This window comes from Bradyrhizobium sp. 215_C5_N1_1 (genome assembly GCF_052075935.1).
GTDB lineage: Bacteria > Pseudomonadota > Alphaproteobacteria > Rhizobiales > Xanthobacteraceae > Bradyrhizobium > Bradyrhizobium barranii.
In genome coordinates this window covers 1590397-1606913 of sequence record NZ_CP197228.1, presented here as the reverse complement: position 1 = coordinate 1606913, position 16517 = coordinate 1590397, and the positions used below count along the sequence as shown (strand labels likewise).

Below are 16517 nucleotides of genomic sequence, written 5' to 3'. Positions count from 1 at the left end.
GGCCGCATTCCGGTGAAGCAATCACGCGGGCGGCCGCTTAGGGCAATTCTTGCCGGGGAGGCAGAAATGGTGGGGCTTTGGCGCCCCTCGCGGCGAGGGCGAAAATCACACAAGATTTTGATTTTACTTGATAAAGAAGCTCTTCAGGAAGCTGGCCCGCTCCTTGCTACCCCTATGCCGAAGATGTTGCCAAGAGGTTTTCCGTGGTCGGTCGGGCGTCAGACGTAGCAGCCAGCGTGCAAGTCCAGAGCGCGCCGCAAAAGCCTGCCCGGTCGCAGAGCTCCAAAGACACGTCCACCAACGACTCCTTCGGCTCGCTGGTCGACAGCAACACCCAGGCGATCAGCAACAACGCGCCGTCGCAGGACACCGCGCCGCGGCGGACCGAGTCGTCGTCATCCGCCCCGGACAAGGGCCCGCGCGATACCGCCGCGACCGACCAGCCCTCGCAGAGCAAGGCGAACGACGACACCGACACATCGGCCCCCACCGCGAGCGACGCGACGGCCGATCCGGCCAAGCCGACCAAGGACAAGTCCGAGGCCTCCGACGCCAAATCGTCGGATAAATCCGACAACACCAAGGGCGACAAGACCGACGGCACCGTTGCCGCCACCGCCGATGCCGCCGTGCAGCCCGACGCAGCGCAGGTCGCTATGCCCGATCCGAACGCCATAGTGGTGGCCCCGCCCGTGGTGCCGGTCGATCCGAACGCAGCCGCGAGCCAGGCCGGCGACGCCGCCGCCTCGCCGCTGACGATTGCGGCCGCCGGCATCGCCGCCAGCGCCTCGACCGCGGCGCAGATCGCAGGCGGCAAGACCGACACCGCCACGGCGAGCGACAAGGGCGCCAAGACCGCGGGTGCCAAGGTCGATGCCGACACCACGACGACGCTGGGCGATGCCGCCACCGGCACGACCGACGGCACCGCGACCGATGCCAAGACCAATGGCGGCTTGGTCACCGCCGTGGACCAGGGCACGCCGAAGCCTTCGTTCAAGGCCGTCGCGACCGCGCAACGCGAGAGCGACGTCTCCAATATCGGCCAGGACGCGGGCAAGGCGAACGCCACGCAAACCGCGGCGACGACCGCGCATGCGCAAGCCGCCAAGCCGCAGGCCGAGGCGAACCCGACCGACGCGAAGGCCGGCGCCTCCGACCGCTCCGATGCGACGCCGGTGACGGCAACCACGCACGCGCATGCGGGCACGCAGGCCGCAGTGCCCACGACCGACACCGGCGCGCAGGCCGCCTCCGCCATCCAGGCGCCGCTGACCAATACGACGTCGGCCGCCACCGCATCGACTGCGACGCTCACCGCGACCGCGGCAAATTCCACACCCGTGCCGATCAGCGGCGTGCCGGTCGAGATCGCGGCGGCCGCGCGGGCCGGCAAGACGCGCTTCGACATCAGCCTCGATCCGATCGACCTCGGCCGCATCGACGTCCGCATCAATGTCGACCGCAACGGCCAGGTCACCTCGCATCTCACCGTCGAGAAGCCGGAGACGCTGCAGATGCTGCGGCAGGACGCACCGCAATTGCAGCGCGCGCTCGACGATGCCGGCCTCAAGACCGGCAGCAACGGGCTGTCCTTCAGCCTGCGCGACCAGAATTCATCGGGCCAGAATTCCGGCCAGAACAACGACAATGGCGGCAATGCCCGCCGGCTGATCATCAGCGAAGACGACACCGTTGCTGCGGCGCCCGTCGGGCGCGGCTACGGCCGCATGCTCGGATCGAGCAGCGGCGTCGACATCAGAGTGTGAGGAGTATTCGAACATGACCACCACGAATGCCGCCACCGCCCCGACGCCCGTCTCCGGGACCACCGACGTCCCGAAGTCGTCCTCGTCGAACTCGCTGAGCTCGAACACGGGCGCGACGCTCGCCGGCAACTTCCAGACCTTCCTGACGCTGCTGACGACGCAGCTGCAGAACCAGAACCCGCTCGATCCGCTCGACACCAACCAGTTCACCCAGCAGCTCGTGCAGTTCGCCGGCGTCGAGCAGCAGCTCAAGACCAACGATTCACTGTCCCAGCTCGTCACCCTGCAACAGACCACGCAGGCGACTCAGGCACTGGGCTTCGTCGGCAAGACCGCGCTGGTCGACGGCTCGACCGCGACCATGACGAACTCGTCGGCGACCTGGCATCTCAACGTGCCGACCGACTCGACCGTGGACATCACCGTTGCCAATTCCACCGGCCAGACGGTGTTCACCGGTAAATATACCGCCGCTGCCGGCACCGACATTCCCTTCACCTGGAGCGGAATGGGCAATGACGGCACGCAATGGCCGGACGGCAAGTACACGATCACGGCGACGGGTAAGGACGTGGCGAACAACAATGTCGGCATCGCCGCGCAGGTGCAGGGCGTGGTGTCGTCCGTCGACCTGACCCAGTCGCCGCCGCTGCTCACCATCGACGGCGCCAGCTACACCCTGAGCCAGGTGAAGAGCATCATCGCCACCAGCAGCAACTAAAGGCGCGCGCCTCGCCACACACGAGATGTGATCCCCGCCTAGTGCGCAACTGCGCACGGCGCGGGGATCCATCACCACAGGACGTCGTTTTCGCGTGAGACCGTAACCCCGAGTCGTCGTCAAACTACTCACTGGGGTTATGGGTCCCGGGCTCGCGCTACGCGCGCCCCGGGACGACAGTTGGGGCTTCGCCGGCTCCATTCGTTAGTAAAGTATTTACGAAGACCCTGCTCGGACGGCTCGGATCATGGTGTCCAGCCCTCCGGGCCGGCTGTGTTCCAGCCATTTTCAACGAGAATTGTATTGAAGCCTTAGGCTTAGCGGATTTTTAAGCCCGCACGCGTAGGGTTACGGCGTGAGTTCAGTGGTTGAGAGTTTGTGAGTACGCCATGACAGAACCCCATCGCCCGAGGGTAAAATACGTCATCGGGCCGGACGGCAGTCCGCTGACGATCGCAGATCTGCCCGCACCCGGCACCAAACGCTGGGTCATCCGCCGCAAGGCCGAAGTCGTCGCCGCTGTGCGTGGCGGACTTCTCTCCCTCGAGGAGGCCTGCAGCCGTTATACCCTGACGGTCGACGAATTCCTCTCCTGGCAGTTTTCCATCGACCAGCACGGTCTGGCGGGTCTTCGCACCACCCGCATCCAGCAATATCGCCAGTAAGCGATCCGGAAATCTGCAGCTTTTGACGAAAATCGGCCTCGCACCGCGAGGCCGATTTTTTTCATGTTTCCTTTTGGCGCGACTTTTGTCCCAGCTCTTAACCTTCGTTAACCATATCGAAACCATCACCTAGGCAATAATTGCCCAGTCGACCGCTCGGTTGCGGGTCGAAGCTTCGGGGCGGTTGCTTGCAAGGTCTTGCGGACTTTTTGAAGGGTATCGGCGCCGCCCGGTTCGGGGCGATGATCGCGGTCACCGCCGCGCTCATCGGCTTCTTCGCGTTCGTCATCATGCGCGTGACCACGCCGCAGATGACGACGCTGTTCACCGACCTCTCGGTCGAGGATTCTTCGGGCATTATCAAGGATTTGGAGCGACAGGGCATCCAGTTCGAGCTGCGCAATGAAGGCAGCATCATCATGGTGCCCAAGGACAAGGTCACCCGCCTGCGGATGAAGCTCGCCGAGGGCGGCCTGCCAAAGGGCGGCGGCGTCGGCTACGAAGTGTTCGACAAGTCGGATGCGCTCGGCACCACCTCTTTCGTCCAGAACATCAATCATCTCCGCGCACTCGAAGGCGAGCTCGCCCGCACCATCCGCGCCATCGACCGCATCCAGGCCGCCCGCGTCCACCTCGTGCTGCCCGAGCGCCCGCTGTTCTCGCGCGAGGCGCCGGAGCCGTCGGCCTCGATCGTGGTGCGGGTCCGCGGCTCGCTCGAGGCCCAGCAGATCCGTGCCATCCGTCACCTCGTCGCCTCCGCCGTCAACGGGCTGAAGCCGCAGCGGGTCTCGATCGTCGACGAGGCCGGCTCGTTGCTCGCCGACGGCGCCGCGACCGATCCGGAGCAGGCGGTCGGCGACGAGCGCCGCACCGCCTTCGAGAAGCGGATGCGCAAGCAGGTCGAGGACATCGTCTCCTCCGTGGTCGGCTCCGGCCGCGCCCGCGTCCAGCTCTCCGCCGATTTCGACTTCAACAAGATCACCCAGACCTCGGACAAGTTCGATCCCGAGGGCCGCGTGCTGCGCTCGAGCCAGACCCGGGAAGAGAGCAGCCTCACCGCCGACAACAACGGCCAGGTCACCGTCAACAACGAGCTGCCCGGCAACCAGCAGAACAGCGGTCCGACGGCGAAGGACCAGAGCAAGAAGACCGAAGAGACCAACAATTACGAGATCTCCCGCACCACCAAGACCGAGGTGACCGAGGCCGGCCGGGTCAACCGCATCTCGGTCGCGGTGCTGGTCGACGGCATCTATTCCAAGAACGACAAGGGCGAGCTCGCCTACACGGACCGCACCAAGGAACAGCTCGACCGCATCGCCACCCTGGTGCGCTCGGCGATCGGCTTCGACCAGAAGCGCGGCGACCAGGTCGAGGTCGTCAACCTGCGCTTTGCCGACGCCCCCTCCACCGCCCCGATCGCCGAGCCCTCCGGTTTCCTTGGCATGCTCCAGTTCACCAAGGACGACGTCATGTACTTCGTCGAGCTCGGCGTGATGATGCTGCTCGGCCTGGTCGTGCTGTTCCTGGTGATCCGGCCGCTGGTCAAGCGCATCCTCGCCTCCGAGGAGGTCGCCGCCGCGATCTCCGGCGCCCTCGCCGGCCCCGCCGCTTCGGAGGAGGCAGCGCCTGCCGGGCAGGCGCTGCTGCCGGGCGGCGCCGCGAGCGCGATCGACGTCGCCACCATTCAGGGCCAGGTCCATGCCCAGTCCGTTCATCGCGTCGGCGAGCTCGCCGAGCGCAACCCCAACGAAACCGTCGCCATCATCCGCCAATGGCTGACCGAACCCGCGAAATAATCGAGAAGTGAACTGACATGGCCGGCAACCTGCAAAACGCCAACTCCAACGACATCACCAGCGTGATCTCGACGCTCGGTGCCCGCCAGGGCAGCCGCGCGGGCGGCAAGACCGAAGCGGTGACGGGACCCAAGCGCGCCGCGATCCTGATGCTGGCGCTGGGCGAGCAATATGGCGGCAAGATCTGGTCGATGCTCGACGACGACGAGGTGCGCCAGCTCTCGCTGGAAATGTCGACGCTCGGCACCGTCGAGGTCGACACGGTCGAGGACATGCTGCTCGAATTCGTCTCGCGCATGTCGGCTTCCGGCGCGCTGATGGGCAATTTCGACGCCACCGAGCGGCTGCTGCAGCAGTACCTGCCGCCGGAGCGCGTCAACGGCATCATGGACGAGATCCGCGGCCCCGCCGGCCGCAACATGTGGGAAAAGCTCTCCAACGTGCAGGAAGAGGTCCTCGCCAACTACCTCAAGAACGAATATCCGCAGACCATCGCAGTCGTGCTGTCGAAGCTGAAGCCGGAACACGCCGCGCGCGTGCTCGGCATCTTCCCCGAGGAGCTCGCGCTCGACGTCGTCAACCGCATGCTGAAGATGGAAGCGGTGCAGAAGGAGGTGATCGAGAGCGTAGAGAAGACGCTGCGCACCGAATTCATGTCCAACCTGTCACAGACCCGCCGCCGCGACGCCCACGAGGTGATGGCGGAAATCTTCAACAATTTCGACCGCCAGACCGAAACCCGCTTCATCACCTCGCTGGAGGAGGACAACCGCGAATCGGCAGAGCGCATCAAGGCGCTGATGTTCACCTTCGACGACCTCGTGAAGCTGGATTCCGGCTCGGCCCAGACCCTGATGCGCAATGTCGACAAGGACAAGCTCGGCGTCGCGCTCAAGAGCGCCAACGAGGACGTCCGCAACTTCTTCTTCGGCAACATGTCCTCGCGCGCGGCCAAGATGCTCCAGGACGACATGGCGGCGATGGGCCCGGTCCGCTTGCGCGACGTCGACGAGGCCCAGGCGCTGCTGGTCAACCTCGCCAAGGACCTCGCCGCCAAGGGCGAGATCATGCTGACCAAGAACCGCGCCGACGACGAGCTGGTGTACTGATGGGCGCCCCGGCAAAATTCCTGTTCGACACCGACTTCGCGGCGCCCGAGCGGTCGCCGCGCGAGAAGGCTGCGACCGCCGCCGAGATCGCCCAGAAGATCGCGGAAGCCGAGGCACGCGCCTATCAGGACGGCTTTGCCGCCGGCCAGCGCGAAGCCAAGGCCGAGAGCGACCGCCGCGTCGCGCTCGCCATGGAAGAGATCAACATCAGTGTCCGCGGCGTCGCCGCCGGCATCGGCAACATCGAGACCAAGATGGAGACCGAGGCGGTCGACGTGGCGGTGGCGGTGGCGCGCAAGCTGTGCGCCGATCTGGTCGCTGCCGAACCGCTCGGCGAGATCATGGCGCTGGTCAAGGACTGCTTCTCGCACCTTGTCGCGACGCCGCATCTCGTCGTGCGCATCAACGACGCGCTCTACGACAGCGCGCGCGAGAAGATGGAGCGGCTCGCCAAGCAGAGCGGCTTCGAGGGCCGGCTGGTGATCCTGGCCGAGCCCGATATCGCCACCGGCGACTGCCGGATCGAATGGGCCGACGGCGGCGTCGTGCTGGAACGCGGCGCCATCGCGGCCAAGATCGACGAAATGGTCGGACGCTATATCGCGTCCCGCAGGGGGAGCTAAGCCATGAGCGACACCGACGGACAGGTCCCGCTGCCCGATCTCAACGGCCCGATGCCGCCGACCGGTACGGACGTCGGCTACAACGAGGACGAATATGCTGCGCGCGCCGCCGCCGACCTCGAGGCCGTGTTCGACGTGCCGGTGCAGGTCTCGGCCGTGCTCGGCCGCTCCAAGATGGACGTCAGCGAGCTGTTGAAGCTCGGGCCCGGCACCGTGCTCGAGCTCGACCGGCGCGTCGGCGAGGCCATCGACATCTACGTCAACAACAAGCTGGTCGCCCGCGGTGAAGTCGTCCTGGTCGAGGACAAGCTCGGCGTGACCATGACCGAAATCATCAAGACCGAACGCAGCTAGTAGCGCAAGGAATGACGCGCGGCAGCGCGACCAGACGGACAGGAGACTGACATGCGGCTTCTCATCGTTGGCACATTGAAGGGCCAGCTCACCACCGCCACCAAGATCGCGATGGAGAACGGCGCCACCGTGACCCATGCCGAGGATCACGAGCAGGCGATGCGCGTGCTGCGCGGCGGCAAGGGCGCCGACCTCCTGCTGGTCGACGTCGCCCTCGACATCCGCGACCTCGTGATGCGGCTCGAGGCCGAGCACATCCACGCGCCGATCGTCGCCTGCGGCATCACCAACGACGCCCGCGCCGCGGTCGCGGCGATCCACGCCGGCGCCAAGGAATACATTCCGCTGCCGCCGGATCCGGAGCTGATCGCCGCGGTGCTGGCCGCGGTCGCCAACGATTCCCGCGAGCTGGTCTATCGCGACGAAGCCATGGCCAAGGTGATCAAGCTCGCCCAGCAGATCGCGGGCTCCGACGCCTCGGTGATGGTCACCGGCGAATCCGGCACCGGCAAGGAAGTGCTGGCCCGCTACGTCCACACCCGCTCGGCCCGCGCCAAGCGTCCCTTCATCTCGATCAACTGCGCCGCGATCCCGGAGCATCTGCTGGAATCCGAACTGTTCGGCCACGAGAAGGGCGCCTTCACCGGCGCGATCGCGCGCCGCATCGGCAAGTTCGAGGAAGCGACCGGCGGCACGCTGCTGCTCGACGAAATCTCGGAGATGGACGTCCGCCTGCAATCAAAACTGCTGCGCGCCATCCAGGAGCGCGTGATCGACCGCGTCGGCGGCACCAAGCCGGTGCCAGTGGACATCCGCATCATCGCGACCTCGAACCGCAACCTGGCGGAAGCCGTGCGCGAAGGCACGTTCCGCGAGGATCTGCTGTTCCGCCTCAACGTCGTGAATTTGAAGATCCCGCCGCTGCGCGAGCGTCCCCTCGACATCCTCGAGCTCGCCCAGCACTTCGTGAAGAAATATGCCGACGCCAACGGCGTACCGGTGCGCCCGATCTCCGCGGACGCGCGCCGCGTGCTCTCCACCAACCGCTGGCAGGGCAACGTCCGCGAGCTCGAAAACACCATGCACCGCTCGGTGCTGATGGCGCAGGGCGACGAGATCGGCCCCGACGCGATCCTCACACCCGACGGCGACCGCCTCGACCTCGCCAAGACCGCGCCGGCCGTGGCGCATGCGACCATGGCCGCCGAGCAGGTGACGCGGGCGCTTGTGGGACGCACCGTCGCTGACGTCGAACGCGACCTGATCCTGGAGACGCTGAAGCACTGCCTCGGCAACCGGACCCATGCCGCCAACATCCTCGGCATCTCGATCCGCACGCTGCGCAACAAGCTCAACGAATATTCCGACGGCGGCATCCCGATCACGCCGGCGGGAACGCCGGGCGAATATCCGCGGATGCCGATGGTGGGGGCGTAAGTCTCTCCCCCTACTGAAAGAATGCAGATGCCCGGGCTGGTCCCGGGCATTTTTTTGGATGCCGGCTGCCAACCTCGTCATTGCGAGCGCAGCGAAGCAATCCAGAATTCCTCCGCGGTGATAGCTGGATTGCTTCGCTACGCTCGCAATGACGGCGTTGAGAGCGCTCCTCGCATAACGGGACCGCGCTAGCCGACTAGGCCATGGCGACGTCAGGCCCTATAACCCCGCGTGAGAACAACGCGAGGATACACATGTCGGAAGCTCAAATCACGGACTGGCTGGCGTCGCAGCGGCAGGCGATGATCGATCTGCTGCGCGATGTCGTGAACATCGATTCCGGATCCTATGACAAGGAAGGCGTCGATGCGGTCGGTGCGCGGTTCGAGCGGCATTTTGCCGAGCACGGCATTTTGTTCCGGCGCGAGAGCAACGCCACCTTCGGCGATGCGATCCATGCCGAGATCGCCAAACCCGGCAGCAACGAGAAGCCGGTGCTGTTGATGGGCCATCGCGACACCGTGTTCGGCAAGGGCGAGGCCGGACGGCGTCCGTTCACGATTGAGGGCAAGCGCGCCTATGGACCCGGCGTTGCCGACATGAAGTCCGGCGTCGTAATGAACATCTTCGTGGCGACCGCCTTCCACAAGTTCGGCGGCAGCCCGCATCCGATCAAGGTGCTGATCACCTCGGACGAGGAGATCGGCTCGCCCTCCTCGCGCCCGGTGATCGAGCGCGAGGGACGCGCCGCACGCGCCGTGTTCAATTCCGAGCCGGGACGGCCGACCGGCAACATCGTCACCGGCCGCAAGGGCGGCATCTTCATGCACTTTGCCATCACCGGCAAAGCCGCGCATTCCGGCGCCAATTTCGCCGCGGGCGTCAGCGCGATCGGCGAGCTCGCGCACAAGATCGTCCATATCCACGCGCTGACCGATCTCGACAAGGGCATCACGCTGAATGTCGGTCTCGTCTCGGGCGGACAGTCGGTGAACACCACGGCGCCCTCAGCCGAGGGCCAGATCGACCTGCGTTACGTCGATCCGGCGGATCGTGCGAGGATCATGGCGGCGATCGAGAAGATCATCGCGACACCTTACGTGCCCGGCACCAGCGCGACGCTGACCGTCAAGGGCGAGTTCGTGCCCGTGGTGCAGAGCGCGGAGTCGAAGGCGCTGTTCGAAGGCTATCAAGCCGCCGCGAAGCAGGTCGGCCTCACCACGCTCCAAGGCGAGTTTTCAGGCGGCTGCGCCGATTCCGGCTTCACGGCGGCAGTCGGCACACCGACCATCTGCGGCCTCGGGCCGGTCGGCGGGCTCGCGCACACGCCGGAGGAATATCTCGAACTCGACAGCATCGTGCCGCGCGCCCAGGCGCTGGCGCTGGCGATTTTGCGGGGGTGAACGAAGGTGCCGTAGGGTGGGCAAAGCGAAGCGTGCCCACCAATTCGGTCGCCGCGGATAGATGGTGGGCACGGCGCAAGAGCGCCTTTGCCCACCCTACGAGACTCGTACGTGGATGGCCGGGTCGAGCCCGGCCATGACGAGGAGAGAGACTACGAATAACTCGGCGCGTCCGGCTTGCGGAAGATGTGGATGGGGTCGCCCGGCACGATCGGCTGGCCGCTGAACATCGCATAGGCGTAGAGCGCGAGGTAGCCGATCGCGAGCGCGCCGATGGCGTAGAAGGCCCAGGTCGCGACGCGCTTCATCGTTCCGCTCCATTGCCGTCCCGGACGGGACGGCTAAGGGCGCTTCTAGAGCGATGACGGGGAAAAGGCCAGCCTGCGGGCCGCCCTAGCGCAGCGATCAAACGCCGCGCAGGCCGCGGGCGGGAACGCTGACCTCGGCGAGCCTCGCCGCGTCTTCGTCCTGGTCGACCGCCACATACTGGCCGTGCCAATAGGCCAATGCAGCATTGCGGGTCGAATTCCTGACGCTGCTGACGCGCCCGATGACGATGCCGTGCGAGTGGCGCTCGACGATCTCCTCGACCTCGCAATCGACCGCGGACAATGCACCGACCAGCAGCGGAACGCCCGAGACCGCGGTGACCCACTGGCTGCCCGCAAAGCGATCGGCCCCCTTCAGCCCGCCCTTGCCGGCAAAACGCTCGGCGACGTCCAGCTGGTCAGCCGCGAGGATGTTGACGCCGAAGGCGCCGTAGCGGCGGATCAGCGGGAAGGACGAGGCATCGCGGTTGATGCTGACCAGCAGCGTCGGCGGTTCGACCGCCAGCGAGGTCACCGAGGTCACCGTCATGCCGGTGATGTCCTTGCCCCGCCCGGCGGTGATGACGCTGACACCGCCGGTGAGGTGGCGCATGGCGCCGCGGAAATCGGCGGACGAGACGGCAGTTTCAGTCATGAGATCGCGAGGCACTACATTCATGGCATGGTCCCCGAAGCGGGGTTCCCCTGTATTTAGGTACGATCGTCCGCCGACAAAAGATGGCTCAGGATCGAGCCTTCGAGGCTTGCGAGCTCGGCGGAGCCGCGTTCGCGCGGCCGGGCGGTGTTAACCGTAACATCGTGGGCAATCCGGCCCTCGTCGATCACCAGGACCCGGTCGGCCAGCGCGACGGCCTCGGCGACGTCATGGGTCACCAGGATCGCGGTAAAGCCCTGGTCGCGCCAGACCCGCTCCAGCAGCCGCTGCATCGAGATCCGGGTAAGCGCGTCCAGCGCGCCGAGCGGCTCGTCGAAGGCGAGCACACGCGGATGGGAGACCAGCGCACGGGCGAGCGCAACGCGCTGCTTTTGGCCGCCCGACAGCACCGACGGCCACTGATCACGCTTGTCGGTCAGCCCAACCTCGGTCAGCGCCTTCTCGGCGCGCGCATGCGCATCACTGGATGAGCGATTACGGCCGAGACCGACCTCGACATTGGAGAGCACCCGCGCCCAGGGCAGCAGCCGTGGCTCCTGGAACATCACGCGGATGTCCTCGGGCTGGACATCCTGGCCGAAGCTGATGCTGCCGGCCTCGAACTTTTCCAGGCCGGCGATCAGCCGCAACAGCGTGCTCTTGCCGCAACCGCTCTTGCCGACGATGGCGACGAACTGGCCGGCGGGAATGTGCAGGTCGATGCCGCGCAGCACCTCGTTGTCGCCGTAGGATTTGCGCAAGCCACGGATGCTGAGCGGCAGGCCTGTCGTCTGCGCCGGGCGCTCCTCGCGCACGACGCGTGCCTGCGGCACGAAATTGGCGCGGCTGGCGAGCTCGGTTTCGGGAAGGGCCGTACGAAGAGCTGTCTGCATGTCACTCTCAGCGTTTCTGGAAGGCGGGGTGCCAGGAGAGCGTCAGGCGCTCCAGCACGCGGGAGGCGCTGTCGGCGAGCTTGCCGAGCAGGGCGTAGATCAGGATCGAGAGCACGACGACGTCGATCAGCATGAACTCGCGCGCCTGCATCGCCATGTAGCCGAGGCCTGAAGACGCCGCGATGGTCTCGGCGACGATCAGGGTGAGCCACATGATGCCGAGCGCAAAGCGGATGCCGACGAAGATCGAGGGCAACGCGCCGGGGAAGATCACGCGGCGGAACAGCTCGCTGTCGGTCATGCCGTAGATGCGGCCCATCTCGATCAGCTGCGGATCGACGGTACGGATGCCGTGCAGCGTGTTGAGGTAGATCGGGAAGAACACGCCGAGCGCCACCAGGAACAGTTTTGCGCTCTCGTCGATGCCGAACCACAGAATGACCAGCGGGATCAGCGCCAGATGCGGCACGTTGCGCACCATCTGTAACGTCGTGTCGGTGAGCTTGGCCGAGAGCTGCGACAGGCCGTTGGCGAGCCCGAACGCGAAACCGATGCCGCCGCCGATCAGGAAGCCGATCGAGGCGCGCCAGAACGACACCCAGATGTTGCGGACGAGCTCGCCGGAGAGCAGCAGCTTCCAGCCGGCGAGCACGACATCGCTCGGCGCCGGCAGCACGCGAACCGGCACGAAGCCGGTGACGCTCGCGACCTGCCAGATCGCGATGATGGCGAGCGGCACGACCCACTGGATCAGGCCGTCAACCCGCGGCAGGCGGAAGCTGCGCGGAAGTGAAACGCTGTCGATCAGGCTCATGACTCGGACACTCGCTGCTGCGGACGGTAATCGCTGCCGACGGTCTCGCCAAAGGGACCGCTATTGAAGTGCAGTTTGGTCACGTTGCTCGGCTGCTCCAGCGAGAGCAGCGGGAACACCAGCTCGGCGAAGCGATAGGCTTCCTCCAGATGCGGATAGCCCGACATGATGAAGGTATCGATGCCGATGTCCTGATACTCCCTGATGCGGGCCGCCACCGTCTGGGCGTCGCCGACCAGCGCCGTGCCGGCGCCGCCGCGCACGAGACCGACACCGGCCCACAGGTTCGGGGCGATCTCGAGCTTGTCGCGCTTGCCGCCATGGAGCTGCGCCATGCGCTGCTGGCCGACGGAGTCCATGCGGGCAAAGTTCTTCTGCGCCAGCGCGATGGTCTCGTCGCTGACATGCCTGATCAGCTCGTTCGCGGCGCGCCAGGCCTCGTCATTGGTCTCGCGGACGATCACATGAAGCCGAATGCCGAAGGAGAGCTTGCGGCCGCGCGCAGCTGCGACCTCCCTCACCTTCGCGATCTTCTCGGCAACCAGAGCCGGCGGCTCACCCCAGGTGAGATATTTGTCGACGGCGTCGACGGCGACGTCGATGCCGGCATCGGACGAACCGCCGAAATAGAGCGGCGGCCGCGGCGACTGCACCGGCGGAAACAGCAACTTGCCACCCTCGACATGGATGTGCTTGCCCTCGACATTGACGGTCTTGCCGGCGAGCAGGTCGCTATAGACGTTGAGGAATTCGCGGGTGACCTCGTAGCGCTCGTCATGGCCGAGGAAGATACCGTCGCCCTTGTTCTCGACGGGATCGCCGCCGGTGACGACGTTGACGAGAAGCCGACCATTGGTGACGCGGTCGAGCGTCGCGGTCATGCGCGCCGCCACGCTCGGCGATTGCAGGCCGGGACGGACAGCCACCAGATAGCGCAGCCGCTCAGTGAACGGCGCGACCGAGGAAGCGACGATCCAGGAATCCTCGCAAGACCGCCCGGTCGGCAGCAGCACGCCGTAATAGCCGAGCTGGTCGGCGGCCTGCGCGATCTGGCGCAGATAGTCGAAGTTGACCTCGCGGCCGCCGATTCCCGTACCGAGATAACGGCCATCGCCGTGGGTCGGCAGGAACCAGAGGATGTTGGCGTTGGACTGCTTACTCATGTGCTTGCTCACGATCCTGGTTTCCGAGCCACGTCGGAAATCTTGATGGATTTGGGGATCAGGTTGAGCGCGAAGAACGCATCCGCAACCTGCTGCTGATCGGCGATGACGGCATCGGTGATCGGCTTGATGCCGTAGGCCTGCCGCTTCAGCGCCACCTCGACCACCGGGACGGACAGGCCGATCGCCGGCGCGAGCTGCTCGGCAACCGCGTGGATGTCGCCCTTGGCCCAATCGTCGACCGAACTCAGCTCAGCCAGCACGGCGTCGACGATCTTCGGGTTGGCTTCGAGGAATTTCTTCGAGGCGAAATAGAACTGGTAGTTGGCGACGATGCCGGTGCCGTCGGCGAGCGTGCGCGCGCCGGTGGCGGCTTCCGCCGCGGCCTGGAACGGATCCCAGATCACCCAGGCATCGACCGCGCCGCGCTCGAAGGCGGCGCGCGCATCGGCCGGCGCCAGGAACACCGGCTCGATCTCGGAATATTTGACGCCCGCCTTCTCCAGCGCCTTGACCAGGAGATAGTGGACGTTGGAGCCCTTGTTGAGCGCGACCTTCTTGCCCTTGAGATCGGCGACCGATTTCAGCGGGCTGTCCTTCGGCACCAGGATCGCCTCGCCCTTCGGCGCTGGCGGCTCGTAGGCGACGTACTGGATCGGCGCGCCGGCGGCCTGCGCGAAGATCGGCGGGGCTTCACCGGTGTTGCCGAAATCGATCGCGCCGACATTGAGCGCTTCGAGCAGCGGCGGGCCGGACGGGAATTCGGTCCACACCACCTTGTACCCGTCGGCGGCGAGCTTCGGCTCCAGCGTGCCCTTGCTCTTGAGCAGCACCAGCTTGCCGTACTTTTGGTAGCCGATGCGGACCACCTTCTCTTGTTTGTCCTGGCCGTAGGACGTGCCGACCGCGGCGGCGACGATGCCGATCGACAGAACGATGGCCGCGATCAGACGCTGAATGATACGCCTCATGTTCAAACCCTTGTGCGTGGGAAGAGTAGTCGGCACGATCAGGCTGCCGGGTTTCGCCAGACGATGTCGCGAATGACGACCGGCTTCGGGATCAGGCCGAGCTTGTAGAAGCGGTCGGCGACGCCCTGCTGGGTCGTGACGATGTCGTCGGTGACGGGGCCAACCACGAAGTTCGCGCGGTCGGCCGCAACCGTCTGGATGTCCAGCGGGACGCCGGTGACGGCGGCGAGCGATCTGGCGACCTCACCGCGGTGCTGTTCGGCCCATTTGCCGGTCGCGGTCGTGACGTCGACGATCTGCTGCAGGATGGAGCCGTAGGTCTTCGCGAACTCGCGGTTGGCGATGTAGAAGGAATTGGTCTTGGTGACTTCGCGCGCATTGATCAGGATGCGGCCGCCCTGCTTGGTCTCACCGATCGCGAAATAGGGATCCCAGATCGCCCAGGCCTCGATGCTGCCATTGGCGAAGGCGGGACCGGCATCGGGCGGCGTCAGATAGACCGGCGTGATGTCGGCATAGGTGAGCCCGGCCTTCTCCAGCGTCTGCACCACGACATTGTGGGCGCTGGACCCCTTGGTGAAACCGATACGCTTGCCCTTCAGGTCGGCGATCGAGCGGATCGGCGAATCCTTCGGCACCAGGATGCCCTGGCCGTTGGTGATGGGCTGGCCCGCGGCATAGACGATCGCGGCACCCGCGGCCTGGGCGAACACCGGCGGGGAATCGCCGACAGAACCGAAGTCGACACTACCGACGTTCATCGCCTCCATCATCGGCGGGCCCGAGGAGAACTCGACCCATTTCACGTCGATGCCTTGCGGATTGAAATGCTTTTCCAAGGAAGCCTGCTGGCGCGTGATAACCAGCACGCCTGTCTTCTGGTAGCCGATACGAATTTCCTTCACCACGCCTTGCGCGTTCGCGCGGGAGGTGAACGCCGCCGCGACTGCGGTTCCAGCGGACAATTTCAAGAAGTCACGACGCTGCATTCCAGACTCCCGGCCACACGCGGCCGTCATTCATTCAGGTCTGGGGAATGATGGTGCGGGGAGGGAAAGGTGTCGAGACGCGCGGGAAAATAGCGATGCGAGCACTACGCGTGTGGCGGAGCGCATGATTAATCTTTCAATCGGCGGAGCGAATGAAGATGGAATTTTTCTGCACGCGGATGTGAAGGCCGCGCGCGTTCGATCTCATGACTGGCGGCCGGAACCAAAAACCGCGAAAACAACCCCATGCACAGTAGCCGGGGCGTGCGAAAATAGTTACTTACGTATTATCCGAAGTTCGTTTGACACGTCGGGCAAAACAGGAGCATGATGGCATCATGGCAGTGTGTGGATCGGGGCCTCCGACAAGGCGCGGTCAGTGCTCGCGCACCCAGGGATCGGACGAGAAATAGCAATTCTCGAGCACCATGCGATCCCTGGCGCGGAAACTGACGCGACATCGACGCCACACCTTTGTCTGATGCTTGCCGTCGTCTGACGTATCGACGTCGGAGATCCACACGATCGGCCGTCGCCAGCGGTAACGTCCGTCCCGATCCCAACCGTCGCAACCGCCGCGGCCGCATGCGATGTGGACACTGGTCATCGTCCCATCTGGCCTGAAGCACCAGGTCCGCGAACCCCACTCCTTGCCGGGCGGCGTCTGGGCGTAAGGCACAAGCGAGGTCTGCGTCCAGCAGCCGGAAATGGAGGACGGTCCGGCGGCGCGCGCCGGCACGACGACCAGCAACGCGATCAGCGCCGACGCGGCAGCCAGAGACGATTCAAGCCACGGCTTGGGCCAGAACTGGATGGACATGACGCCAATGGACATGACGTCATG

Annotated in this window: 17 protein-coding genes; 9 read left to right on the top strand and 8 right to left on the bottom strand. The window is 65.5% G+C overall.

Annotated features, from left to right (window positions below; all coding sequences use genetic code 11):
- The first annotated feature begins 203 nt into the window (after window positions 1-203).
- The 9 genes from AB7G19_RS07520 to AB7G19_RS07480 all read left to right on the top strand — a co-directional run bounded on the left by AB7G19_RS07520 (window position 204) and on the right by AB7G19_RS07480 (window position 9880).
- The gene (locus tag AB7G19_RS07520; RefSeq protein ID WP_085399143.1) at window positions 204-1769 is read left to right on the top strand and encodes a flagellar hook-length control protein FliK; all 1566 of its coding nucleotides are present in this window, start codon (window positions 204-206) and stop codon (window positions 1767-1769) included.
- A 13-nt stretch (window positions 1770-1782) separates the two neighbouring features.
- Window positions 1783-2490: a flagellar hook assembly protein FlgD gene (locus AB7G19_RS07515; RefSeq protein ID WP_085399144.1), complete on the top strand. Its 708-nt coding sequence runs from the start codon at window positions 1783-1785 to the stop codon at window positions 2488-2490.
- A gap of 389 nt (window positions 2491-2879) precedes the next feature.
- On the top strand, window positions 2880-3155 hold the full coding sequence (gene sciP, locus AB7G19_RS07510; RefSeq protein ID WP_002714638.1) for a CtrA inhibitor SciP: 276 nt from the start codon (window positions 2880-2882) through the stop codon (window positions 3153-3155).
- Window positions 3156-3343: 188 nt separating this feature from the next.
- Window positions 3344-4954: a flagellar basal-body MS-ring/collar protein FliF gene (fliF, locus tag AB7G19_RS07505; RefSeq protein WP_028153249.1), complete on the top strand. Its 1611-nt coding sequence runs from the start codon at window positions 3344-3346 to the stop codon at window positions 4952-4954.
- A 17-nt stretch (window positions 4955-4971) separates the two neighbouring features.
- Window positions 4972-6063, top strand: a complete 1092-nt coding sequence (gene fliG, locus AB7G19_RS07500; protein ID WP_028153248.1) for a flagellar motor switch protein FliG — start codon at window positions 4972-4974, stop codon at window positions 6061-6063.
- Window positions 6063-6686: a FliH/SctL family protein gene (locus AB7G19_RS07495; RefSeq protein ID WP_085399145.1), complete on the top strand. Its 624-nt coding sequence runs from the start codon at window positions 6063-6065 to the stop codon at window positions 6684-6686. Before fliG ends, AB7G19_RS07495 begins: the two co-directional genes overlap by 1 nt.
- A 3-nt stretch (window positions 6687-6689) precedes the next feature.
- Window positions 6690-7040: a flagellar motor switch protein FliN gene (gene fliN / locus AB7G19_RS07490; RefSeq protein WP_018318401.1), complete on the top strand. Its 351-nt coding sequence runs from the start codon at window positions 6690-6692 to the stop codon at window positions 7038-7040.
- Window positions 7041-7091: 51 nt separating this feature from the next.
- On the top strand, window positions 7092-8477 hold the full coding sequence (gene flbD / locus AB7G19_RS07485) for a sigma-54-dependent transcriptional regulator FlbD (RefSeq protein ID WP_085399146.1): 1386 nt from the start codon (window positions 7092-7094) through the stop codon (window positions 8475-8477).
- A 254-nt stretch (window positions 8478-8731) separates the two neighbouring features.
- On the top strand, window positions 8732-9880 hold the full coding sequence (locus AB7G19_RS07480; protein WP_085399147.1) for a M20 family metallopeptidase: 1149 nt from the start codon (window positions 8732-8734) through the stop codon (window positions 9878-9880).
- 152 nt (window positions 9881-10032) lie between these two features.
- Here AB7G19_RS07480 and AB7G19_RS07475 read toward each other — a convergent pair whose 3' ends face one another.
- From AB7G19_RS07475 to AB7G19_RS07440, 8 genes are all read right to left on the bottom strand, one after another.
- Complete coding sequence (locus tag AB7G19_RS07475; protein ID WP_028160973.1) at window positions 10033-10188, bottom strand: hypothetical protein; 156 nt, start codon at window positions 10186-10188, stop codon at window positions 10033-10035.
- Between the two features lie 97 nt (window positions 10189-10285).
- Entirely contained in the window at window positions 10286-10867 is a 582-nt protein-coding gene (locus AB7G19_RS07470; RefSeq protein ID WP_354080758.1) for a flavin reductase family protein, read from the bottom strand.
- Between the two features lie 32 nt (window positions 10868-10899).
- Window positions 10900-11736, bottom strand: a complete 837-nt coding sequence (locus AB7G19_RS07465; RefSeq protein WP_063981197.1) for an ATP-binding cassette domain-containing protein — start codon at window positions 11734-11736, stop codon at window positions 10900-10902.
- Between the two features lie 7 nt (window positions 11737-11743).
- Window positions 11744-12550 carry an ABC transporter permease subunit gene (locus AB7G19_RS07460; protein ID WP_085399149.1) on the bottom strand — a complete coding sequence of 269 codons (807 nt, stop codon included), beginning with the start codon at window positions 12548-12550 and terminating at the stop codon, window positions 11744-11746.
- The gene (gene ssuD, locus AB7G19_RS07455) at window positions 12547-13713 is read right to left on the bottom strand and encodes an FMNH2-dependent alkanesulfonate monooxygenase (RefSeq protein ID WP_085399160.1); all 1167 of its coding nucleotides are present in this window, start codon (window positions 13711-13713) and stop codon (window positions 12547-12549) included. The genes AB7G19_RS07460 and ssuD overlap by 4 nt, the downstream gene beginning before the upstream one ends.
- Window positions 13714-13721: 8 nt before the next feature.
- A complete protein-coding gene (locus AB7G19_RS07450; RefSeq protein WP_085399150.1) occupies window positions 13722-14684 on the bottom strand; it encodes a sulfonate ABC transporter substrate-binding protein in 963 nt (320 codons plus the stop codon).
- A 38-nt stretch (window positions 14685-14722) separates the two neighbouring features.
- Complete coding sequence (locus tag AB7G19_RS07445) at window positions 14723-15673, bottom strand: aliphatic sulfonate ABC transporter substrate-binding protein (protein WP_085399151.1); 951 nt, start codon at window positions 15671-15673, stop codon at window positions 14723-14725.
- Between the two features lie 376 nt (window positions 15674-16049).
- Window positions 16050-16508: a hypothetical protein gene (locus AB7G19_RS07440; RefSeq protein WP_245343970.1), complete on the bottom strand. Its 459-nt coding sequence runs from the start codon at window positions 16506-16508 to the stop codon at window positions 16050-16052.
- Between the last annotated feature and the right edge of the window lie 9 nt (window positions 16509-16517).